This is a genomic window from Gimesia algae, assembly GCF_007746795.1.
Lineage (GTDB): Bacteria > Planctomycetota > Planctomycetia > Planctomycetales > Planctomycetaceae > Gimesia > Gimesia algae.
Window position 1 is genome coordinate 5801360 of the sequence record NZ_CP036343.1, and the last position, 23597, is coordinate 5824956.

Here is a 23597-nt window from a genome sequence, read left to right on the forward strand (position 1 = left end):
GTAGAGATGATTCGCATGCTATTATAGTTTAAGAAATCTCCCTACTTACCATTTTTGTCCGTTTTTTAATAAATCCTGTACTTTTTCAGCCGTTTTTTAGATTGTAGCAGAATTGCCTGAGCAAGTCAGGACTCTCTGTTTCTCTTGTCATTTAAGAAGAGTATAATCAGAGTCTCTGTAATTCTGTTTCCACATCCACACGTACTGAACACTGGTTGTAGTGACCAGAATCTGGACGAAACCGGAACAATCAGTCGAGATTATTTACTAGAGAGAATGGGATAACATTGGCCAACGAAAAACGCGATTACGATGATTTTCTGGAGAAACTGAAACGTCACCACGATGTCATGGTGGAAGAACTGCATAAAGTCATCATTGGGCAGGACGCCGTCATTGAACAGATACTGGCTGCGATTTTTACCGGGGGGCATTGTCTGCTGGTGGGCGTACCCGGTCTGGCAAAAACATTGCTGGTCAGTACGATCGCCCGTATTCTGGACTGTGAGTTCAAGCGGATTCAGTTTACCCCCGACCTGATGCCCTCTGATATCACCGGAACGAATGTGCTCGAAGAAGAGGATTCCGGCCGCCGTTCCTTTCGCTTTGTACAAGGCCCGGTTTTCACCAATATTCTCCTGGCAGACGAAATCAACCGAACGCCCCCCAAAACTCAGGCGGCTTTACTGCAGTCCATGCAGGAGCGCGAAGTCACTGTAGGGCAGACGACATACGACCTGCCTGATCCATTCTTTGTGATCGCCACACAGAACCCCATTGAACAGGAAGGGACATATCCACTGCCCGAAGCACAGTTGGACCGCTTTATGTTTAATATTAAAGTGGAATACCCCAACCTCGAAGAGGAAGAAAAAATCCTGGCATCGACCAGCCAGAGCGAGAAACCTGAAATCCGAAAAGTCCTGTCAGCGAAATCGATCGTCTATCTGCAACGCCAGATCAATATGATTGAAGTCGGCCCGATGACGATTAACTATGTCACTCGACTGGTGAGAGCAACACGTCCATCAGATGGATCGGCTCCCGCTTTTGTGAAACAGATGGTCGACTGGGGCGCAGGACCACGTGCAGGCCAGTATCTGATTGCAGGCGGAAAAGCGATTGCCGCCATGTCAGGCCGGGCGAGCGTCTCGTTGAATGATATCAGAAGGGTAGCGGTCCCCGTGCTCAGACATCGTATCTCCACCAATTTTCAGGCCCAGGCTGAAGGTATGGTAACCGAAGATATTATTGCCCGCTTATTGGAAGAGATCCCGGAACCCAGTATTCCTAAGTATGAATGATTGTTTCATAACCCAATGCTCGAACAGCAGAACTGACTTCTCAATGAGCAGTCAGTTCTGCTGAGTCGTTAAGCTGATGCTGCAGCACTTTCTGAATTTTGGCTCGCAGGTTCCGAATTTTGATCGGTTGAACCAGAATTCGCGAACGATCCGTTTTCTGAAGTGCTTTTTTCGCGCTGGCATTTTTCTCAGAGAGCACAAGCACAGCAGCCAGATCGGCATCCATCGCCAGCGAATTATTGAATGCTTCCAGAGCACCCGCTCCAATCGAATCTTCCATGAAGACCACACAATCAGGCGCATTTTCCTTAATGCGGTTCAGGGCCCGTTCTATATCGCTGAGAATCAGTACTCGATAACCATGCTTGGTGAGATATTCTCTGAGGACATCCTGGTGTTTGGGACGGTTCTCCACACACAAAATTGTGGGGGGAGCGATCACCATTTTTAATTCCTGCTCAGCGGAGGGCTTCGATTCAGCCGGTTTATCAGCTGTGCCAGCTTCACCTAGTTGGGCACGCACTTCCAGCAGATCCTGAATGGCCTCGGTTGCTGACTGATAACGTTGAACAGGCTGGTAGGCCATCAGCTTTTCCAGCACGTTTACAATGGGAGTGGGCAGATCTGGTTCGAGCGTCGTAATGGGAGGGACCTGTGAATAGCGTGAGGGTCGCTTTCGTTCTTCAATATCTTTCGTTCTGGGGAAGGGGGGCTTACCACTGAGCAGTTCATAAAAGATAGTGCCGACAAAATAGAGGTCGCTGCGGGGATCGTTACGGGGTGCTCCCGTCGATTTTTCCAGTGTTCCGTATTCAACAGCCCGCTGGTGTGCTTCCCCGGCACCACTGGCGTCATCTTCGCCTGCCAGTCCAAAGTCAATCAGTTTAGCAACCCCCTGAATTGACATCAGGACGTTGGTGGGTTTCATATCTCGATGAGTATATCCCAGGCGATTGGCATACTCCAGACCTTCGCAGATATCCACGGTATAGTTAATTGCTTCAATGGGAGATAACTTTTTGCGGATCGTTATGAAATCTCGCAGGTTTCCACCTTCGACAAATTCCATTGTAAAGTAGTGCGTATCGTCCTGAACTCCTACATCATAAATCGACACAATATTTTTGTGTTGAAACTGTTTACAGACTTCAGCTTCCCGATGAAACATTTTGACCGTTTCGGGATCTTGAGCCCAGCGCTGCCGGAGAACCTTAACGCCGACCATGCGACCATCGTGCAATGAAGCAGCCCGGTATACGCGGGCAAAACTCCCGGAAGCATTCTGATACATGAGCTTATTATCACCGAGTACCAGTCCATCGAACTCGTTGGTTTTGAGCCGACCTGCCTGAAAAGAAGTGATGAGATTCTTACGCTCTAACAGGCGAATGAGCTGATCATCATCAGTTGATTTTTCCTGAAGCTCCTGAAGACAGGAATCCATATCCTGCTGTGAAACGAGTCGCATGCTGACTAATTCCACACTGAGCTTTTTCTTTTGTGACTTCTTATTGAAAAAAATCATTCGCGGTCCATGATCTGCCGATGCACATCAGGCAATGTATTAGATTTGCTGTAAACCAAATGGAAACAGAACAGTGAGTTCAAATTTGATTTAGCTGTTCTCTTTCGCGAAAAAGAAAAAATGAGTGCCTCGTTTACATAAAATCCAGTCGCCAGATATCATCTCTGAATTGAATGAGAGCTAAAAAGTATAATAAAACAACGGCCCTGAAATAGATACAAAATTCCAGATATGAATTTTTGAATTAGGGAGAATGACAAATTATAGCACCTGAATTGATGCAAGGGAATCAGTGAACACGCGCGCAGAAAATAATTTGCCAATTTCAGCGTTCGATGAAGCGCATTCGTTCTAAACAGAACAGACTCATGAATTCACGAGCAATGTCCCGTATTTGACCGCGCCACAGGCGAGCGTGGTCTGAATATTCATTCGGGAGCCAACTCCTTCGTAGTGGAAGAGAATCAGATCGGCCCGGGAACCAGCTTCCAGGCTGATTTCCTCAAAACCCAGCAGTCGAGCTGGATTGAGACCTGCCATATCCAGTGACTCCTGCAGGGTAATCCCTGCCATGTCAATCGCGGTCGTCACACAGGTATCGGTTTCCATACCGGACCCAGCCAGTAACTGTCTCTGGCCTGCAATCACAATCGGGCCATCTTCCAAAACTTCCATTTTGACCGAACCTTCTCCATAAATCCCGGGAGGAGATCCCGCCAGCCCGGAGGCATCGCAGGTAATGATTGTGTTCTCGACACCTTTGGTCTTAATAATGGTCCGGACAACACTGGCGGGCAGGTGATGTCCATCAGTAATAATACTGGCCATCAGCCGTGGTTCGCCTAACTGCTCCCAGATGTAATTGGGATGTCGACGCAATGTCCCATGCGCCCCATTGCCCAGATGAGTACTCAATTGAGCCCCGGCATCAACGGCTTCCATGATGTGTTCCGGCTCTGCAGCCGTGTGACCAATTGAAACCACGACCCCGGAAGCAACTGCTTTTTTGATAAACGAAATCGCATTATCGACTTCGGGAGCCAGCGTGATCAGTCGAATGCGATTTCCGGAAAGTTCCTGAAGCCGACAGAATTCATCCCAGTCTGCAGCCCGCACCTGATCCAGTGGATGTGCACCACGAGGGCCCTGCATAGGTGAAATATATGGACCTTCCAGATGGCAGCCGGGAACCATCTGCTGTGCCCAGGAGTTTTCTTCGCACGCTTCACGAATCGCAGTGAATCCACTGACATAATCTTCGTAAGAACTGGTAATTAAAGTGGGACAGAGCCTCGTAATACCATACTGATAATGCTTTTCCAGTACCTGGCAGACTTCGTCGGACGTCAATCCCGGTTTATTAAACCAGATACCACCATACCCATTAATCTGCAGGTCAAATATCGCGGGAGCAATAAAAGGCAGACCTGCTGCTTCTGAATCGGGGAGCAGTTCAATCGAAGAGATCTTATCTCCCTTGATTTTGATACAAACTGCTTCATAGGTATCGTATCTTCGTCCAACTAACTCCATCAATTGCCTCGAGCTCTTAAACAATTTGAATCAGAAAACCTGCAACGAAAATGAGCAACTATTACAGGTTATTTAAACTTAGAAAGTATAAGAATTATACTCCAAAGTCAAAAAAAGAATTTTGAGAACACTGCTTTATACCATGAATTTCATGCAATTTACAGTGTGAGATTAAATGTTTGTGTACTATGAAAAAATTCCCGGTATTTTGTGAGGAATCGGGTGTTTTCGGAAGATGGAACGAGTAAAATTACGAGTAACACAATTTTGTTCACTAAATCCGCTGCTCCCACGGAATTGAGATAATTCATGTATCTGAAAATGGCCAAACGCGTTCTGATGGAGACGGATAAAAGGCTGGTCTGGAAACTGGCTTACAACTTTGGCTTCAAAGGTGCCCTGTCCGTACACAAACATAAAAAACGCCTCAAAAGGGGTGAATTCTTTCCTCCCTTCCTCTATGTCTCGGTCATCAACAGCTGCAACCTGCGCTGTCAGGGTTGCTGGGTCGATGTCGCTGCCAAACAGGAAAAAATCGACGTCGAAGCCATGTCCCGGCTCATTCAGGAAGCCAAAGAGATGGGCAACTCCTTCTTCGGAATTCTCGGCGGGGAACCCTTTATGCATCCCCAGCTCCTGGAAATTCTCGAACGACATCCCGACTGCTACTTTCAAATTTTTACGAATGGGCAGTTTATTACCGATGAAATTGCCAAAAAACTTCGCAAGCTGGGCAACGCGACTCCCCTGATCAGCGTCGAAGGCAATGAAATCATCAGCAACGAGCGCCGCGGGCGAAATGACGTCTACGCCAAAACCATGCAGGGCATTCAGAACTGCCTCAACAACAAATTGCTGACGGGCGTCTGCACGAGTCTCTGCAAAACCAATATCGATGACCTGCTCACCGAAGAATGGGTCGACAAACTGATCGACATGGGTGTCATGTATTGCTGGTACCACATCTATCGTGTCGCCGGCCCTGAACCCAATCCCGAACTTGCGCTCTCTCCCGAAGAACAACTGCGCGCCCGTAAGTTCGTCGTTGATATCCGCGCACGCAAACCAATCGGCGTCATCGACGCCTACTTCGATCACGACGGCACCGCCCTCTGTCCTGCCGCCACGGGACTCAGTCACCATATCAATCCCTGGGGTGATATCGAGCCCTGCCCGGTCATTCAGTTCGCTACCGACTCCATTCACGATCGGTCCAAAACACTCAAAGAAAAATTCATCGGGTCTGAATTCCTCCAGGACTTCAGGCACGTCGTACAACAAAACACCCGGGGCTGTATCATCCTCGAGCGTCCTGACCTGCTCGAAGACCTGATGAAAAAACATGGCGCGAAAGATTCCACCTTCCGCAAACAGGCGATGCAGGAACTGCAGAATCTCGAAACACGCACATCGCAATATTCTCCCGGAAACGAAGTCCCCGAGAAAAGCTGGGTGTATCGCATCGCCAAAAAATTCTTCTTCAACGATTTCGGCGTCTACGCAGGCACCGATCACAGCCAGACCTCTGCACCAGGCATCCTGGCGGCCCGTGAGACTGCATCTGTTTCCTCGAACGACGATCCGCCCAACTTCATTCCGCTCGAAGCCATCAAGAGTGATGTCTGATAAAGCAGCTGTCTTCATGATTGACTCCTGATATTTCTGCATGCCTCTTTTGATCACTCACACTCTTTTGAGCACCCACGCTGAATAAACTCCCCTTGACGCCTGCGCGCCGACGACGATAAACGTTGACCTGTGTCGCGCGCGTGCTCAGTTTACAGTGCACTGAAACACGAGCCACTTGTTCGCCGACTTCACTAAAAATAAGCCTGTTTTTTCCAGATTTGCACTGCCTGAAACCACACATGTTCGCAATGTATGCCTGCGGGTCGCCGCACTTCGCACCCCATCATCCCGGCACCGCCCCGGTAACGTCCTATATCGCGCCCTTATCAACAAACATCGCCACATCATTCTGAATATCCTCTTGCTCCCTTCAGACCATTCCCTAAGATGATCCTCACACAGGAAAACAAACCCGATTCCCCCAACCCCAAGCATGACTCCCTCCTTTCGTGTCGTTTCGTGTTTTTCGTGATAGAAAAATAAAATGGCGGGTAAGCCCGGATGCACATTCGGACCGAGCGCAGCGAGCAGGAAACTGACAGATCAACTTTCTAAAGTAATCACCAGTCACCGACCCGCCTGCGAAATTGCAGGGGCTGCTCCCTGAGTCAGCCTGAAGTGCCAATATCAATTTCACAATCAAAGCCCGCCCCATCCACAGATTCTACCCGATCTCACTGCAGCCAACTGAGATGAAAATCCCGCACCACTGAAAACCAATCAAAAACAGAAAGCAAAATTAGCCGCACGGCGTTAGCCGCGGTTAACTGTGATCGAAAGTAAACCAGTGCTCATCAGAACCATCCTGCGGTAAACGACAGTAGTACCAGTTCCTGGAACCTGTCCTTCCACCCGTTTCAATCTTCCCAGTAAAACAAAGCGTCAAAATGGCGAAGCACATGCTGAGCCAGGATGGTCGGAACCTGCACTCCCGCGGGTAAGAATGTGTCCAGATCGGTCTTATGAAGTCGTGTCAGCCCCCGTTCAGTTAAGATCGTCGTCACAAGCGGAACCAGGTCTTTCAATACCGGCTGCTCGATCACATCAACGAAATCATAATCCGGAAGATAAAAAGCCCCACCTGTCCTGTCCCAACTCCTGCTTCCCTGACCAAGCACATAAAAGGACGACAGTCGACTGAAGAGGATCACCAGTCCATGATAATGATTTCCGGGACTGATTCTGAAATCGTCGTCGGGGCGGTAGAGCCAGCAATCCACATAGCTCGCATAGCCCGAACCATAGTGGCCATACTCCGTCTTGTCTTTCAATCGTGCCCTGCGGCAGATCTCGGTAACGATGTCCTTCACATTCCTGTCGATCACCTGTTCGTCATTGGTTGACCAGGGCCCTTCCTCAGTGATGGCTTCCTGGTGCAGCAGTTGATCGATCTGGGTTTCTGTCAAAATCATAAGTCAGCCGATAAACCTTCGATTTACTTACCGAGAGTCCAAACAGGGAGCAGCCCCCCCGTGGGACAGCCAGAAAAAAGTTGACTCTGCGGCGTGAAATGGATCTAATTCAGTATAGTCAGTTTGCCTCGGTTGTTCTCTCGTTTGCGGCCCTTTATACCATGCCCGATCCACAGACAACACACTCCGATTGTAAACCACCTGTAACCAACCGGACAATCAGCCGGTCGATTGCTGTGCCGGCGTTCGTCGCAGGTCTGGTACTCTTCCTCTGGGGCTTGTCTCTCGAAACACAAAATCCCCGCACGAATGCGGAAGATGACTTTGCCTGGCTCATTCTGGGTGTGGGCGTTTCACTCAGTGCATTTGCCATTGCCCTCTGGTTTTTTCGTCCTGGCATCGCTTTGATTGCGGCCATCGTGGCGCCTCCGCTGGCATTCGTTCTTGCCTCGGTGTTGCTCATTACTTGTGTGATCGCCCAGGGCTTTGGTAACCGTCATCATCAATCTTTTGCCGCGAATGGGGTTTCACAAATTACACCCGCCCGGCAAATGGATGAACTGTACGATGACTGCCGTCGTTATATCACCTACGATAGGAATTTCCGTCCCGAATTCACTTCTGTTGCCTACTTCGGCGGTCGATACAAGCTCGTCATGAAGGTTCCGGTGGAGATCAATTCAAAATCATCCGGCTCGATGATTGGCGAGCCCCGGTTTTATCTTCATGAAGTCAGCGATGTCAGCGTTTCGCCCACAGGCGAGGGTGCTGGTGCCTCATTTTCACGCGATTTCAAATTCGGCCTTCCCGAATGGGAAAAAGTCTATCAGGCGAAAGGCGACTTCAGTGTCATCGGCTTCACCATCAACCCGACCCCCGTGCCTGATTTTGAAAAATACACCGCTGCAGAACGACCTCCCGAGTGAGAAGAAGATCCGACACCACAGCAAACAGACAAAGCGTAAGGGTAGAAAAAGGTGTCAGGAACCTAATTTTTAAGGTTCCTGACACCTTTTATCCTCCCCTGACACCTTTTATCCTCCCCTGACACCTTTTATCCTCCCCTGACACCTTTTATCCTCCCCTGACACCTTTTATCCTCCCCTGACACCTTTTATCCTCCGTACTGCAGACCCGTCGCCCCAGTGCCGCCCATAAGCTGGCAACACGAATGACGGCTGCCTTACAGCTGCGTTGCTCGCCGGAAAAGAACACCTGAGAGATTAACGCCCAGAGAGTGATTGCCGGTGTGTAAATGACATCGGGATCACTGCCAAAGTCGATGTCGTGTTTGTTAAACACCTGCTGCCAGCGCTGATCGTTGATCACATCAGACAGCGGGAGCGAAGCATCTTGCAGCATTGATCGTTTAAAAAGAGAAAACGATGCTGCATTCACGCGGGAAGATGATATAAATGGCATAGGACCTTCCTTGGTCAAATGTCTTCACACACCACCCAAGAAAGGCCCTGCCAGAACGCAGCATAATGCCAGGAGACGTTTTGCCAAACACAATTTCCAGCGAACTGGCAAAAAATCAGAAAATTAAAAACGTGACAGCGTCACGCAGGCATCGTTGCGCAAACACAAATCAAAAAATCAGCGGCAGTGCCATTCGTCGCTGACACCTTTTATCCTCCAATCGCCAACAGAAGGTTTTAAGATGGAGGTGGGTCAAGATTATATATTTTTATGGAATCATGGTTACCCGCTAGAGCTTTCCGTACAGTGTCAGGGATCTCCGTAAATTCATCATCAGATATAATTGATAACGCTAGTTCCATATTCTTGCTTTGAATCAGTACTAGTCCTTCAACAGCTGTCTGCCTTATTTCCTCATCTTCATCGAACAATAAACCGAAGAGCACTACCTCTGCAAATGGGCTTCCAATGTTTAATAACTGTTGCACAGATTCAATTCGAATACGATCATCCTCGTTAGCGGTTAGAGCAGAACGCAATAAAGCTGCTTCAACCATGATTGACATTGGATGATTTGCTAATTCTTTTGCAGTGTTTATTCGAGAGTAAACGTCAAGAAGATATGGAGGCATTGGAGCTGAGCTATCGTTAAGGGACTCCTCAGAACATCCCCAGAGCAACTCAGTACACAGTCGAACCACGTTGTTTTCATTCATAATTAACCTCAATCTACTGGAAAGTGGCCCCGCTTGAGGATATTCAACATCCCTTCAGTTGCCACTCCATCATTAAATGCATCGACATAACGAGACCAAGTTTCTCGACGAATCCAGATCCCATCACCAAGATACATTTCGAAAGCTTTTCGAATACCAGTTGGAGTGCCAGGGAATCTCTTACGAAATTCACCGCCTTACTCCGTTTCGACGGACTCAGTAGTTTCCCGAGGCAGCTTCCCGCAAAATGGCTTTATCCAGTTCCGACTCTGCCAACAGTTTATTGAGTCGGGCATTTTCTTTCTCCAGCTCTTTCAGGCGTTTGGCCTGGTCCATCCGCAAACCACCGTATTCCCGACGCCACTTATAGTACGTCTGCTGGTGGATTGCTAGCTTCTTACACATCTGGGGAATTGTCATCCCCTGGGCAAGATGGACTTTCGCTTCCCTGAGCTTCGAAATGATCTGTTCGGATGAATGACGCTTGGTGGGCATGATCGCCTCCTCCTCAATTGGTCAAACCTATGCCGGCAGGAGCCAGAGGCGGCATATTCTTTACATGGCGACCTTAGTAGCCACACGCTGGAACAGTCGCATCAAAGCATTTTATCTGAAAGAATTAACGGTTCCTGGAACCTTTAATTCTCTCAAAGGGAACCGACAAAACCTTCCCTTAACTTTTTTCTACCACGAAAAAACACGAAACCACACGAAACCACACGAAAGTAAAACAGGGTAAGCCCGGATGCAATCCGGGCCGAGCGCAGCGAGCAGGAGGTTGCAGCTGCCGCGTTCGTTCAAGAATCGAGTCTCCCCTACTTTCCCGACACACCCGGACGAGCAGAAAACGGACAGAGTAACCCCGCACCACTGAAAATCGATCAAAAACAGAAAGCAACATCAGCCGCAAGGCGTTAGCCGCGGTTAACAGTGATCTAAAGAAAACCGTTGATCATCAGACATATCCTGAGTTGAAGGAAAGAATTAACGGTTCCTGGAACCTTTAATTCTCATGTGATGATATTGAGTTGCCTTCAGATTATGACGGGGTGTTGTACATCAAAGTCGATTCAGAAGGAGCGTGAAAAACTAAACTAGTGCTTTCTCAAGCTACAAATTGAGGGTTGGGGGGTGTTGTTTACGTGCTCCGTTGTCGCACTCTCGTGATATCTATCAACCCAAATTTTAAAAATGACACTCCACTAGCACAAGAGTTTGTACGAGCAAATCTTCACTTCTCTGTCGAAGGCTTAATTGGATTCTCTCCTAAATAAAATTCAAGTACCTAAGGTTAATAAACCATCTAGTCCAATTGCCGTGTAATATCCGTTACCCGGATTTCTTTTTGCGCTGGTCCTCGATTCAAATGTCCTGGTAACAATGTTTTCCCGGACAACATAACAAGTTTTTCATACACTTTAGGCTCAAATTCAGGTATCAATTAGTATTAATGTAATCTCTTCGAAAATCGAACAAAAATGATTTCGTTGCCAATATTCGCTAGCCCTACAGCGAATGACTGTTAATCAACAAACCGATCTCTCAAAATGGAAAACAACAATGCCTGGATTCTTTGAAATTGTCATTATTGCCGTAATCGTCTGCGTTTTCGGCACTGGTGCTTTCCTGCTTTATCGTGCTGGTACCCGAAAATGAATGGCGAGCTCAACCGCTTTTGTAATCTAATCCACACATACGTATTCGAGTACATGCTTTAATACCACGCTTTTAAGAGATACTCATTAAATATGATGACCGGGTAACGGGTATTACCAGGACGAAACTAAATGAACTGGTCTCCTGAACTGACTGAATCGGAATAGCGGTTTCGCGCTACAGTTGAAAAGACGTTACAGAAGATTAATGCCCTTTCGACTCCGGAAGAACGCGAAGAACGTCGCTGGAAATTGCCTAAAGCTGACCGAAGTCCGGGTAATGTTAGTTACCCGGTCACCCTGATTGAATATTAAAAATAATAATCACTTATTTTTCATTATTTGGAGAGATAAAAAGTTTAGCAACAGGAGATACTCATGACCCATCAAACGGCTAAACTCTCGACTTTCGACGAATACCTCGAAACAGGTGGCGACACAGCCACAGATCAACATGACCAACACAGGGAACGTCAAAAGATCCTTGATCGTTTTCCTTATCCCGTGACACTCGAATTGTCATTCCCAGAACTCGATTTCGCAAATCGTTGGTGTTGGCAACATTTCGGTTCCAACTACGGTGAATGTTTCCAGAAACAGTCGGAATACCGAATATGTGCAATAGACTTTTCGCATTGCCACATCGGATCGTGGACCAACCATTGGTTAGCAAAAACAGATTATGAATTTGGATTTAACGAATGGTATTTTTCAAATGCTTCCGAGCGTGACCTGTTCTTGGACTTTGTCCCTTATATCAACTGGGGTGAGAACTACCCAAAATAGAATTGAAACATAAAATGGGTCATACCCCGATATCCTCTTCCCCGCCGCGATGGAGAGCGGATTGCCCCGCAGGCACCGCACTGGTTTTCGTAGAGTCAGGTCGACGAACTGAAAACGCGTTTCTGGCAGGAAGTGAAAGGGCCTGAAAAGCCAAACTGGTTTCGCAAACTCCTGGGAGCGATTTTCGGAAGTCGGGACTGAGAAAGCGGACAAATCCCCAGCTCCTTACCAGTTCACCCGAACCATAACACTGCAAATGGGGTCTCAGTTGTCAGCCAGATTCAGGGGGAGCATACGTGCCACTGCCTGGAAAAGAAGCAGGACAGTCTTCCCTCTATAGTTCTAATTGAAGACGCTGGTTCTTTAATATCAATTGGTCACATCTAGAAATTCTGAATATTTTAGACGGAATCAAACTCGGTCTATCAATAGTTCAAGAGTCACGAGATAAGGAACATTGCGTGTGCTACCCTCTCATTCTTGGATCAGTAGAACCGCTGCCTGTTTCACAGTACGCGCCCCAAGAAGATGAAGAGGACTGGCATATTTTCGTCAGAGCTTGCGGCAAGGCTCAGTCTCGCGATGAGCAGGCGATTTTCTCGACGCGTCAGCTCTATCACATCTATGCGCGGCAGACAGGCGACGCGTGTGGCTTCCGGGGAAATGACGAGGAGGCTCAAAGTGCACGCGAGGAACTGGCAGTCTTCCTTGAATGCTCCTTGAAACTGGTGGCCGACTTGCAATTGTACGTGGCGTGTACCGACTTCGACGATTCGGGAGTCATCCCGACGAATTTCGAGAACATTGGACCGCGAGATATCCGCACCTGGAACACAGGCTTCATTGAGGGCGATTTTTTCCAGGTGATACACGAAGAGTGGTTGCAAAACAGAAAGCATTAAAAGGGTCAGGAATCCATTAATTGCCCCCCTTCTCTGCCTCTTTATTACGTTCATCCACTATAGATCAATGAGTAAACGACAAATTGTTCGAGAGTCGCTTGCCAGGTTTCCCTTGTTGAATTTCATAGAAGGCGGCGCTATATTGTGTTCCGTTTTTCTTCAGGGCTAAATCGAACGGCTTACCAGCCTGGATTTGAGCGGGATCAATCATTCGCTGATAAAACGGTTCACCGTCCTTAGAGACGACGATTACGTATTGCCCCTTCCATTGTGATTCTGGCGGCAGGGTATCGACAGCCTCAGCTTTTACCCAGAATGGTTGTTTAAGAAGCTGCCATCCTTTGTCCGCTGGCGGCTCGGTTGTTGTTAAGCGAATGGGGTGCGCTGAAAATAAAAGCCACCACAGGATGATCGCAACAACAAGGACGCCTACGGCAATCAAAGCCACCCGCTTCCCGGAACGTGCTGAAGATGTTTTTAAACTGCGCGATTGATCCGAAGCATCATTCATGGACGTCTTTCTTAAATCGAAGGCATAGGTAGTTGCAGACGAACGTATCGATATGGACTTGATCCCTGTCACCTCCAACTCGCTCATTTGTATTCTGACGCGCAGGCAGCGAATTGATGTAAACGCCATTTTAACTGCAGCCACTCACGTGTCAATTATTTTCCACAGATGTCAGGTGAGAGCGCCCCGTGACGAAGAACAGGGGCAAGGTCAGGGTGTAAATACCCTTTCCACGAATGGCCTGGGTTAAAAGAGCACCCATGACTACGCCTTGTCAGAGCGATTTTTTCGACGTCTGTCGTAGATGATGTATACGATGACAAGCGTCAAAATGCAGCAGGCTTTCAGAATGAATAGTGAAACCGGTTCATACCATGCCCGGGTGTTTATCTCGATGAAATCGGAGACTCCGAAGAGAGCAAATGCGATAACACACGTGATCGATAAATCTCTGTTTTTCGTAGTGTGACGAAGTCGGAAGAGAAACACAGACGAAATGGAAATCCAGAGAATGGCTTCGGCCAAATTGAATATTTGATCAATTTCAAGTGACTGAAGAAAACTCATCAATATACTGATTCCCGTTGCTGCGAGGACGATTAAGAGAAATCCGAAATCCAAATCAGTCGCTGCCCCCTTTTGTGCCGTTCATACTGAATGCTGTTATTGACTATTTTCCTTTTTGGGCGTTTATTACCTGGTATAATTTTTCTCCAAGCTTAGTCGGTTTCTCCTCAGTTTTCTTAACCTCTCCGGACTTCACGTCAATCCATAAGATCGCTTCATGCATTTTTTCCGGGTCTGTTAAACTAAGCTTTAATAAATCTTTGTCCCATTGAAATCCTGACACCATGGGCCTCGGACCTCCGGAACTACCATACCCATCACCAAACACAATTGAATCTTTGTTGATATCCATCAAGTTTGTCCGTCTTTTATTAGCTGTGTGCGTGCCCAGGTAAAAAGAGCCGCCCGTGACATCTTGCTCAAAACGATTGGTGATATTTGTGATATCGGGTAAAGTCGATTTCGAGTCATGATCCAGAATACTCTCAGTCCAGACAATTGTTTCTCCGAAGACACGAAAACCCAGAATTTTCTTTTCAATCTCCAGGTATCCACTCTGTTCAGGTCCCACCCAGATACTCCCTGATTCTGAATCGGAGAATGCGGTCACTGGTGTCGTAAAATGATCTGAACCATCACTGAATTCGTAATTCGTTCTTTTCGCATTGATAGTAACTGCCGACTGCTTATCGGATCGAAGTAACCTGGCTTTCGAAGCTTCCCACTTACCAACTTGCTCCTTTTTAATTTTTTCCGGGATCCCAAAGGGTTTGTTGATCTGTGCATTCTCCTTCTGCTCACACCCTGTGAGCAACACCAACACCATGACACACCCATTGAGTAAATACGATAACTTCATTTTACCATTTCTTAATAACTGATGTTAAAAAGTTGAAATTGCAGTTTGTTGGCAACAGGTACTCCTCTATCATCAGGGAATGGCCAGAAAGTGGCCAGACCAATCCTCAGATACTTACTTCCGGCTTGCCTTTAATCCACCAGGAGATGCGTTTTCAAGAAGCTCCGCCCTTTCCGCGACGCCCGCGGTGTTTCAGCGGAACCATGCCCCTCTCCCCTCCCTTCAAAGCCAATTCCGGCCGAAACGTAGTCAAAATCCTGCCTCTCAAAGGGTTAAAGGGCATGGTTTAACCAACAACAGCGATCAATTCCTGTTCTTGGTGGTCGCTTCCTTGGTTTTGTCCCAGTTTCTGGTTAGACTTAATCGCTGAGGATGAGCGGCCTGAACCTGTTGTGTCAGGCGACTTCTCAAAGACTTTTTTGAAGAATCGGATTGAAGATGGCAGAAGGTACAATCAAAAAGCTGACGGACAAAGGTTTTGGTTTCATCGACTTGGGGAACGGCGAGGATATGTTTTTCCACAATTCGAACCTCGAGGGTGTGAGCTACGACGATCTCCAGGAAGGACAACGAGTGTCTTTCGATAAGGGACAAGGACCTAAGGGACCAAGAGCGGAAAACGTCAAGGTGATCTAATCGCCGAGATATTTCGAAAGATCTGAAGCCGACGAATCTCGTCGGCTTTTTTTATTGTGCGTCAGACAGGACGCTCTCAACCGGAGGGGTCAGTAGTCGTTTAATCGACTCCTGCCCCCTTTTTTATCCGCGGAGGTTAATCTTTGCTCCTACAGGGTATTAAAAAAACAACACAATTCTACTTACCAATAAAATCTCACGCTTGCTCTTGCGTTTTATTACACAGGTAATACAATCTTGAATATTACACATGTAATAAATTGGAGTTCCCGATGACTAAAAGCAAAAAAGCTGTCCATTTATCCCCAGGAGAAATGGAATTGATGAGCATGCTCTGGGAAAAAGGTCCGTTGACGCTCGCTGAAGCACACCAGACCTTTAATGACTACGGAAATTCCATCGCCTATCCCACGATGCAAACCCGACTGAATCGGTTAGCCGCCAAAGGGCTGGTAACAAAAAGCGAGCAGCGACCGGCTCTCTACCAGGCGGTCGCAACACAGAGCCAGGCCACCGAAGGATACCTCGGGCAGGTTCTCGAAAAGCTCACGTCCGGAAAAGTAGTCCCACTCATGAAGCACTTGATCACGGAACGAACTCTGACCCCGGATGAAGTCAAAGAACTCAAAAAACTTTTAGACGCAGCAGAACAGAATAGCCGCAAAGGTAAGTGACGGATGAATTCAGCGTACCATTATTTATTCGATGCTGTATTGAGATCAACTTTGGCGCTCGGCATTACTGCTTTGATCGTCAGAGGACTGCTACTCTGGATCAAAGCGTCCTCGCCTCGCTGGCATCAGGCAGCATGGGCACTGGTTATGCTACAGGGAATCATCTTTCTGCATTTTTCGGTGACAATTCCCTGGTTTCCCACGCACGTCACAAAAAACATTTCGTTCGAACCAGTGCAGCACGAAAACCTGAATGCAACATCCATCAATCCTACTCCCAATCCATTGCCAGTGATTCTCACCAATTCGGATCGTGATCTTTTAACCAGCTTCAACTGGTTCTCTTTTGCCGCCTCGATCTGGATGACTGGTTGCGGACTGATTTTGCTCTGGTGGATTTCCGCCTGCATCTTCTCGGCAAAACGTCTTCGCAACAGTGTACCAGCTACCGAAACATGGGCCAGGGAGTGGCAGGCCGTCTTGAAACAGTACGACATCCGAAAACCAATTCCACTGCACATCACACATGATGCTGGTCCCATGCTCGGTTTATTGCTGCGGGGATTTCACGTTTTTGTTCCCCAACAACTCTGGTCCAGCCTGACTGAAAAAGAGCGTCTAGCCATTTTGCATCATGAACTGGCCCATCTCCGACATGGGGATATCTGGAAAGGATTCCTGGCACGGCTCGTGGTTTGCCTGCACTGGTTCAATCCTCTGGCATGGTGGACTCTCAACAAGCTCGATGAGTGTGCCGAATTGCTCTGTGATGATGAAGTCCTCAACAACAATCCGGATGCCGTCGCCGATTATGCGCGTGCGTTGTTTCGGATCGGCAGTGATCCACATCATGTTCGCTCTCCCTCATCCGCCGCCCGGGGAGGAAAATTGTATCACCGCATTCGACGTATCCTCACTCCTGCCCCCCCGGAAAGGTCCCTGATGAAACGCACTTTGCTGTTTGTCGTCCCCACGCTGTTGCTCGCAATCAATTGTTTTGATTTCCAGCTTGTGGCTGAAGAAAAAACGACTCAGCCTGAATCCATCCCCCGCAAGGTCGCATTCGCTCCTCCGGTGACAAATCAACCACGGGAAAAAACACACACGCTCTCAAAAGAGGAACGCTTCAAATATATCTCCGGAACAGGTTTGAATGTTTATATTTGGGACACAGGAAACCTGAAGTTAAAATCACAAGGATTTGGCGATGAACCTTCTTCTCTCTTTAATGTGGTCAGAATTCTCACAGGCCTGCAGCCTGTCGACCTGGGTGGGAATTCCCAGCTCTGGGTGAACACGAAACTGGGCGGAGATTTTATCATCCGCAAGGGGACATCAAGAGAAGCCATCATTGAGGGCCTCGGCTCTGTGCTGAACCAGGATCTGAAGCTGCAGGCCTCCCTCGAATTCAAAAAAGTCGACCGAGAAGTCTACGTGGCACGAGGAACATTTCAGGCGGCCCCGATAGGCCCTGCATGGAGGCGGCCTGAGGATAAATCCTATTTAATCTACGGCAAGGAAGGTCCCGGTCCTGATAAACAACATGGCGAAGAGAATGCCGGGAAGTTCCCAGACTTCCTCAAAGCCATCGGCTCCCGTGTCGGCCGCCCTGTCCTGAGTGACGTCAAAAATCCGCCCCAAGGGTCCATTGGCTGGCGAACCTATTTCGATCAGTCCGAACGCACCACATGGAACGATTTTCCCAGACAATTTGCCAAGAATCCTCAACTGGTCCTCCAGCACGTATCTGAACAAACCGGCCTGACGTTCCACGAGGAAAATCGCGAGGTTCGCCTGCTCTTCCTGCAGGACTTGGGAAATTGACTTTGTTGCGTCAAGGCTCTGACCTCTCCCGCTGTTGCGCCGCATTGCGGATGGCTCGTCGATTTTCGTACGTCATGGGCACGCCTGCCAGCGTCTTTCTCTCTGATGATGTCAACGATTGCACGCCCAGCGTCACCTGATCTGCGGGCGGGTGCCCCATGCGGGTCAGCAGTTCGACGAGGTCCTCTTCGAATCGTTTCTGCCACTTGTCTCCGTAGGTCTGCTTGCTGAAAGCCACGATCTCGGAGGCAGAGATGCCGTCCAGTGATACGAGTTGATACCATTCCTCCTGTACTTTGACTTCCGGCTGGGATTCCTGCCAGCGTACTGCGGCGAAGGGAGAGGTTCTGGGATCGTCTTTACCTGACAGGAAATGCAGGTTTGCGCTCATCAGGTATACTACCAGCAGCATGATGATAAACAGCAGCACGAACACGCCGATGATAATTCGGACCGGGGAAGTACGTGGCATGCAGAGCTTCTGGTCCGTAAAAGGCAATCCCGGCAACGCGATTTGATCCTGTGCGGCGTTCCCCGTTGTTTCATCCTGAAGACTGGTCAGCAACGTCAACAACTCCTGGCGTCGAGGTTCCAGCTGCAGACGTACCGCCCGTTGATTTAAAGAATAGACCCAGGAATATACTGCCACCAGAGAACCAGCGAGCAGGAGGAAAAAAATGAGCGCATACAACTCGCCTCCCGACCGTGCTAACCAGGAAGTATGCGCAAAGAAAATCAGGATGGAAACGCTGGGCGGCAGCAGGTACCACCAGAAGACATTCCGCAACAACCAGATTTGATCATCCACTTCAGTGATAGAACGTTGCACACAACTCAGCAGCGGCTCATCCGGTTCACTCGGCTGTTGCTGATGACGTCGGCGATAGACGAGCATGAAGCCGGACATCCAGATCAGGACCGGCACCGTCAGATACCATGACCAGGTCGATTCCGTCATGACTCCCAGAGTGATCCAGATGGGAATCAGCATTAAAGCGACCCCCACTTCCCCAAAATCGCGATAGAAAATTTTCGTGCGGAAATCCTGCTGGTCGCGCTGCACTTCCTGGCGCAGCAGATCTGCATCGATTGTGACGCGTGTCCGGGACGCTTGTGCCTGCCAGGCTTGCTGAAATTCGTCAGGAGCCATCAGTTTCCCCTTTCATCAGTTCATTCAGTCTTTGTTTGGCCCGGTTCAGTTTCACGCCCACATTACTTTCTGAGATCCCTAAGACATCGGACATTTCGCGATAACTCAGTTCATCCAGGTAGAGCAGCACCAGCGCGGCATCCGTTCTGGGTAACTGACGAATGGCGCAGTACAGTTGCTCCACGGTATCCCGCTGCTGTGCCGCTTCGGCGCAGTTCACCCCTTCCGTAATCACGGTATGAACTTCCAGCAGAGGCTCTTGATTTTTACGGCGCGGCTTCTCTTTGCGCTGCCAGTTCATCGCCGTCTGCAGCGCCACGCGATAAAACCACGTCGCGGCAGTCGACCTCTGCTCGAACTTGGGCAAAGACTTCCAGGCCTGCAGCAATATTTCCTGTGCCAGATCCTGTGTATCCTCGCTATTAAGGGTGTAGGCGCGCGCCACCTGCATAACCGCCGAGCCATGCTCGTCCAGCCAGTTCAGGAACAGCGTCTTTTGCGCTTCGTCCAACAAACCCACCCCCCTTTCCATAAGTATTAGTAACTTGAAAAGAGGAGGACTTACAGAAAAATTGACACTTAAATGAATTTTGCAGGAAAAAAGGAGTCGGCGAGCATTGCCTTCCCCTCGCGAGTGAGATCGTCATCTCGAGAGCATAGTCTCGGTAGTTTTATTATGGGTTCTGCCCCCCATACAGTCATCACGAATTGACTATGACAGAAACCGAGGCAATTCAAGGATCCAATCCTTAAAGCTATCAATATAGTGCTTGAAAAGTCCTTGTTCCGCATAGTAATAATAAACGGGGCTCTCAGGGCACTGAAGAGATGAGACACAGAAATAATCGCCATTTCCAATCGAATAAAATGGGATCATCTCAGCCGACCAGGTCGGGTTCTCTTTAGATTCAAACTCGTAGGTGAGTTCAATCGTGTCGTTTCCATTGTTCGATCTGCCACCAACATTAAGAATGTCACCGGGAAACTCATACTCCGCCATGAGATCGATAAAATCACGCACCTCGGCGGGAATACGACAAGCGTATCGACCTTCAAGTGACTGCCATTCTTCTGAAGAAGGGGATTCCAAACCAGGTGATTCCCGCTGAAGACATGCATCTAAAACCAGACGAATTTCATCCTTTGTCATAGACTGATTTCCTGCACTCCTGTTAAATACTTTTTGACAATCAATGGCTACTCACCAGGAAATCACGAGCTGCTAAGGATCTTCTGGCTCGCGTTCTGATGGCCACTCCCATCCATCTCGACGTCCGACATAGTCGCCATGCAATCCCATGCCACTGAGGTCGACCGGCATTGGCTTCCCCTGGTAGGTGAGACCGACATCCTGACAGTCGATCCAACCAGACAATGAGGCTAATAGATCATGGATCGCGTCATCACGTTCTTCTTGCAGCATCTCTGACAGGATCAGTCGTTGCGTTGGATTCAATGTCTCGATGAATTCATTGTATTTTGCATGATCGGGAGCTTTTGAAAAGACTCCACACTCCCCAACGGATGAACTGGATCCGTAGAGTCGCGTTTTGCCTACAAACTCGTCAATGATCGCCTGATAGACGTTGAGTGCTGTTTGTGGTGCTGACATTTCATCTTTCACTTGTTTGCAGTCATTTGTCCTGCGACAGATTCACAATCAACGTTGCATCCGCAATGGAACTGGTTGATGCCTTCCCCTGAATGCCGGATTGAAACTGAGTGGCCTGGCCTGGCATCTGTTTTGCCCACCACTGGCTGGCATCCAGGATCGACCACTTGCCATCATACTGGCATGTTGACAGATCCAGAAGCACTTCGCCAGCGGTCTGCGGGCGTTTCGCAGGGTCCTTCTCCAGACACTGCATCACGATCTGTTCCAGATCCGCTGAGACCGGTTTCCCCAGTCGTGCCGAGATGCTTTGCGGCTGTTCCTGCACATGCTTCATGCAGATCTCGATGATGGACTCTCCGTCAAACACCGTCGTTCCCGTCAGCAGGTAATAGGCGACCGCTCCCAATGCGTACAGATCGCTGCGACCATCGACGGCGTCGGGATGATTGATGCCTTCCGGAGAGAGATACATCGGTGTCCCCGCCATCGAATTGGTAGAGGTTAACGAAGCCTGCTCTCTGCCATCGACGGCTTTGACCAGACCGAAATCGAGCAGCTTGATAAAGTCGTAAACGCCGCCACGATGTGTCAGGAAGATATTCGCCGGCTTCACGTCGCGATGGATGACGCCCAGCTGATGCGCTTCGGCCAGCGAACCTGCAATCTGTTTCAGTAGATGGATCACCCGGCTTTCCGGCTGCGGTCCATACTGCTTCACCAGATCATCCAGGTTGATGCCGTCCAGCAGCTCCATCGCATAATAGAAAACGCCTTCCGGGGTACGTCCATAGTCATAAATGGCAATTGTATTGGGATGATTCAACTGGCTGGTGAGCTGCACCTCGCGCTCAAAGCGGGCGACTGCTTCATCAGTGGTTTTCTCAATATCAAGTAACTTGATTGCTGTCGGCCGCCTGAGCATCGCATGCTGGCCGCGATAGACAACGCCCATCCCCCCTTCTCCCAGTTTTTCTTCGAGCGCATACTGCCCGAGTTGTTTGGCTTTGATCACCGCGCGACGGGTTTCCTGTTCTTTGCGGGCAACAATAATTGTAAAGACAAAAATCACAATCGCACCCAGAGCCAGCAGCGCGAACAATCCCCAGAAACTGTAACGCAACAGATACAACGGACGGTATGCCTCAGCAGCATCCATCTCAGTGGCGACTCCAAAATCGTATTCAGGCAGCCAGACCCAGGCACCGACAACAGGCACACCTCGATAATCGCGATACCCGTTCGCATCAATGCCGGCTTCTCCCTGAACAGCAGAAGCCGCCATGCGGGTTAAGGGGCGATCTGCCAGCCTCAACTCAGGTCGTTTCCCCTCAATCATATTGACCTCCGGGTCACGGATCTGCACGTTGAGTATTGATTGAGCATCAGCGCGATCGGGAATCAGTCCGATCATTTTCAAATCATCGTCGAAACGGCTTTGAGATAACATTGCCCCTTCACTGTCGAACGCATACGTTTCTCCGGTTTTCCCGGCCTGGGCAACTGAAAGTATTCGGGTGAAGTTGACTTCGGGACGAATTAATAAGGAGAGCGCGGCGATCGGTTTTCCAGCAGCATCTTTCACGGGCGCCATCGCCAGCATCGTGGGTAACCCGGCTTTGAGTTCTCCCGTTGCGTCTTTGCGGACGAACACGCTTTCGAAGGGGCGTGTCACGGTTGCTTGTCCCTGCTTCACCTTATCCAGCGCCGATTGCTGAATCGGTAAATCTCCCCGGCCGATCGGTTCATCCCGTGAAGACGCTAACACTCTGCCTTCCAGGCTGATCAAGCCGATATCCAGATAATTCAGATGTTCCAGTTCCGATTCGAATTCCTGTCGCAGTTCCACGAGCGCCTTTGAATGCAGTAATGCCTCACGGTCGTCGGCTTTCTGTTGATTCAAGGCAACGAGTTCTACGGACAACTTCTGCACACGCGGTTCTTCCGCCATCACCTCCGCCAGGGACTCTTCCCGCTCCAGCCAGATCTGCAAGGCCGCGACATCCGCATCCAGAATGGTCTGCAGATTATTCGCGACAGTCTGTCTGGCGGATTCTTCCACAATCGAGCGAACAATGAACCCCAGTATCAACAGCAGGATCGTGCCGGCAATCGGCCAGATCCACATGCTCCCTTTGGAGAACAGCCGGGATCGTGAAAACGATTTCAGAATCGAGTGGGAAAAAGATCGGCCCAGTGAGGTTTTCGAGATATTCATGAAACAGGATCAGGATCCGGGGGGGGTTACGAGCGATTCGAAGAATACTAGAGCGCATCACATTTAACCATAGCGTCTTTCAACCAAGTAGACTCGGTCCTAATGGCTCTGGAGACGCTACAGTAAAACTGGACACATTCTAAAGTGTGACATGAAAACTGTCTGGCAGCAAGAAATGAAGCAGATTTATTCATAATTCAACACTGACCTTCCGTTGCAGTGAACAACAATTTCATCCTGGTCCGCGCAATAAAAAAAGCCGCGCCTCTGTAGAGGTCACGACTTTCATCGTATTGCTGTCATAACATTGCGACGGTGGGGTCGCTGCAAGAAGGACGGCGAATCGGGTAGTGCCTGGCACTCACCACTAATGATTCCGGTCCATGCTAAGGTTTAGGATCCTCCGACGGAATTTGATACGACAGAATACTGATTTCATTGTATGCATCGTCAATACACTCGTCGATGGGTGAATTAAATCAAAACAAAAAATTCACGATGACACGGGTATTGAAGCTAAAATAATCACTGCCTGATGCAGGTTGTAAAATTCATCGGCATTCACAGGCCTGACTGTTTGCCTCGTTTTTCAAAAAAAAGGAAAAACAGCCGGTCTGGTGATCGGCCGGAAAACAGGTCCCCCGCAGCAGGAGGGGAGATCT

Annotated in this window: 22 protein-coding genes and 1 pseudogene; 10 read left to right on the forward strand and 13 right to left on the reverse strand. The window is 48.9% G+C overall.

The genetic code is table 11. The annotated features are described in order from the left end of the window. Positions 1–287 precede the first annotated feature (287 nt). Positions 288–1304 (forward strand): AAA family ATPase, encoded by a 1017-nt coding sequence (locus tag Pan161_RS21670; protein ID WP_197995457.1) that lies wholly within the window; start codon positions 288–290, stop codon positions 1302–1304. Positions 1305–1344: 40 nt separating this feature from the next. On the opposite strand, the gene Pan161_RS21675 is transcribed toward Pan161_RS21670, so the two are convergent. Beyond that, positions 1345–2829 (reverse strand): protein kinase domain-containing protein, encoded by a 1485-nt coding sequence (locus tag Pan161_RS21675; RefSeq protein ID WP_145230775.1) that lies wholly within the window; start codon positions 2827–2829, stop codon positions 1345–1347. A gap of 366 nt (positions 2830–3195) precedes the next feature. After that, the gene (locus tag Pan161_RS21680; protein WP_145230777.1) at positions 3196–4362 is read right to left on the reverse strand and encodes an N-acetylglucosamine-6-phosphate deacetylase; all 1167 of its coding nucleotides are present in this window, start codon (positions 4360–4362) and stop codon (positions 3196–3198) included. 309 nt (positions 4363–4671) lie between these two features. On the opposite strand from Pan161_RS21680, the gene Pan161_RS21685 reads away from it, so the two are divergent. Then, positions 4672–5988, forward strand: coding sequence for a radical SAM/SPASM domain-containing protein (locus tag Pan161_RS21685; RefSeq protein ID WP_002643837.1), 1317 nt, complete (start codon positions 4672–4674; stop codon positions 5986–5988). Positions 5989–6848: 860 nt separating this feature from the next. On the opposite strand, the gene Pan161_RS21690 is transcribed toward Pan161_RS21685, so the two are convergent. Continuing rightward, positions 6849–7403: a hypothetical protein gene (locus Pan161_RS21690; RefSeq protein WP_145230779.1), complete on the reverse strand. Its 555-nt coding sequence runs from the start codon at positions 7401–7403 to the stop codon at positions 6849–6851. 98 nt (positions 7404–7501) lie between these two features. On the opposite strand from Pan161_RS21690, the gene Pan161_RS21695 reads away from it, so the two are divergent. Continuing rightward, on the forward strand, positions 7502–8329 hold the full coding sequence (locus Pan161_RS21695) for a hypothetical protein (protein WP_145230781.1): 828 nt from the start codon (positions 7502–7504) through the stop codon (positions 8327–8329). A 148-nt stretch (positions 8330–8477) separates the two neighbouring features. On the opposite strand, the gene Pan161_RS21700 is transcribed toward Pan161_RS21695, so the two are convergent. The 3 genes from Pan161_RS21700 to Pan161_RS21710 form a co-directional block, all read right to left on the reverse strand. Next, the gene (locus tag Pan161_RS21700; protein ID WP_232103396.1) at positions 8478–8825 is read right to left on the reverse strand and encodes a hypothetical protein; all 348 of its coding nucleotides are present in this window, start codon (positions 8823–8825) and stop codon (positions 8478–8480) included. Positions 8826–9061: 236 nt separating this feature from the next. Continuing rightward, positions 9062–9541 (reverse strand): HEAT repeat domain-containing protein, encoded by a 480-nt coding sequence (locus Pan161_RS21705; RefSeq protein ID WP_145230783.1) that lies wholly within the window; start codon positions 9539–9541, stop codon positions 9062–9064. 216 nt (positions 9542–9757) lie between these two features. Continuing rightward, complete coding sequence (locus tag Pan161_RS21710) at positions 9758–10036, reverse strand: transposase (RefSeq protein ID WP_145230785.1); 279 nt, start codon at positions 10034–10036, stop codon at positions 9758–9760. Positions 10037–10058: 22 nt separating this feature from the next. Here Pan161_RS21710 and Pan161_RS31535 point away from each other — a divergent pair. From Pan161_RS31535 to Pan161_RS21725, 3 genes and pseudogenes are all read left to right on the forward strand, one after another. Further along, positions 10059–10163 (forward strand): annotated as a pseudogene (locus Pan161_RS31535) (IS110 family transposase); the annotation flags it as partial. A 1411-nt stretch (positions 10164–11574) separates the two neighbouring features. After that, complete coding sequence (locus tag Pan161_RS21720) at positions 11575–11982, forward strand: hypothetical protein (RefSeq protein ID WP_145230787.1); 408 nt, start codon at positions 11575–11577, stop codon at positions 11980–11982. 461 nt (positions 11983–12443) lie between these two features. Beyond that, a complete protein-coding gene (locus Pan161_RS21725) occupies positions 12444–12884 on the forward strand; it encodes a hypothetical protein (RefSeq protein ID WP_145230789.1) in 441 nt (146 codons plus the stop codon). A gap of 64 nt (positions 12885–12948) precedes the next feature. Here the strand turns inward: Pan161_RS21725 and Pan161_RS21730 are convergent, their stop codons facing one another. Both Pan161_RS21730 and Pan161_RS21735 read right to left on the reverse strand, forming a co-directional pair. Next, the gene (locus Pan161_RS21730; protein ID WP_145230791.1) at positions 12949–13395 is read right to left on the reverse strand and encodes a hypothetical protein; all 447 of its coding nucleotides are present in this window, start codon (positions 13393–13395) and stop codon (positions 12949–12951) included. A gap of 670 nt (positions 13396–14065) precedes the next feature. Further along, positions 14066–14533, reverse strand: a complete 468-nt coding sequence (locus Pan161_RS21735) for a hypothetical protein (protein ID WP_145230793.1) — start codon at positions 14531–14533, stop codon at positions 14066–14068. Positions 14534–14967: 434 nt separating this feature from the next. Between Pan161_RS21735 and Pan161_RS31055 the strand changes: the two genes are divergently transcribed. The 4 genes from Pan161_RS31055 (at position 14968) to Pan161_RS21750 (ending at position 17955) form a co-directional block, all read left to right on the forward strand. Continuing rightward, complete coding sequence (locus tag Pan161_RS31055) at positions 14968–15111, forward strand: hypothetical protein (protein WP_232103397.1); 144 nt, start codon at positions 14968–14970, stop codon at positions 15109–15111. 148 nt (positions 15112–15259) lie between these two features. Then, positions 15260–15457 (forward strand): cold-shock protein, encoded by a 198-nt coding sequence (locus tag Pan161_RS21740; protein ID WP_145230795.1) that lies wholly within the window; start codon positions 15260–15262, stop codon positions 15455–15457. A gap of 272 nt (positions 15458–15729) precedes the next feature. Further along, on the forward strand, positions 15730–16131 hold the full coding sequence (locus Pan161_RS21745) for a BlaI/MecI/CopY family transcriptional regulator (RefSeq protein ID WP_145230797.1): 402 nt from the start codon (positions 15730–15732) through the stop codon (positions 16129–16131). A gap of 3 nt (positions 16132–16134) precedes the next feature. Beyond that, a complete protein-coding gene (locus Pan161_RS21750; protein WP_145230799.1) occupies positions 16135–17955 on the forward strand; it encodes a M56 family metallopeptidase in 1821 nt (606 codons plus the stop codon). 10 nt (positions 17956–17965) lie between these two features. On the opposite strand, the gene Pan161_RS21755 is transcribed toward Pan161_RS21750, so the two are convergent. The 5 genes from Pan161_RS21755 to Pan161_RS21775 all read right to left on the reverse strand — a co-directional run bounded on the left by Pan161_RS21755 (position 17966) and on the right by Pan161_RS21775 (position 22935). Next, positions 17966–19105, reverse strand: coding sequence for a hypothetical protein (locus tag Pan161_RS21755; protein ID WP_145230801.1), 1140 nt, complete (start codon positions 19103–19105; stop codon positions 17966–17968). Further along, positions 19095–19619 (reverse strand): RNA polymerase sigma factor, encoded by a 525-nt coding sequence (locus Pan161_RS21760; RefSeq protein WP_145232818.1) that lies wholly within the window; start codon positions 19617–19619, stop codon positions 19095–19097. Before Pan161_RS21760 ends, Pan161_RS21755 begins: the two co-directional genes overlap by 11 nt. A 198-nt stretch (positions 19620–19817) precedes the next feature. Next, positions 19818–20255, reverse strand: coding sequence for an SMI1/KNR4 family protein (locus Pan161_RS21765; RefSeq protein WP_145230803.1), 438 nt, complete (start codon positions 20253–20255; stop codon positions 19818–19820). A gap of 72 nt (positions 20256–20327) precedes the next feature. Next, positions 20328–20717, reverse strand: coding sequence for a DUF6547 family protein (locus tag Pan161_RS21770; RefSeq protein WP_145230805.1), 390 nt, complete (start codon positions 20715–20717; stop codon positions 20328–20330). 22 nt (positions 20718–20739) lie between these two features. Next, complete coding sequence (locus tag Pan161_RS21775; protein WP_145230807.1) at positions 20740–22935, reverse strand: serine/threonine protein kinase; 2196 nt, start codon at positions 22933–22935, stop codon at positions 20740–20742. Positions 22936–23597 lie beyond the last annotated feature (662 nt).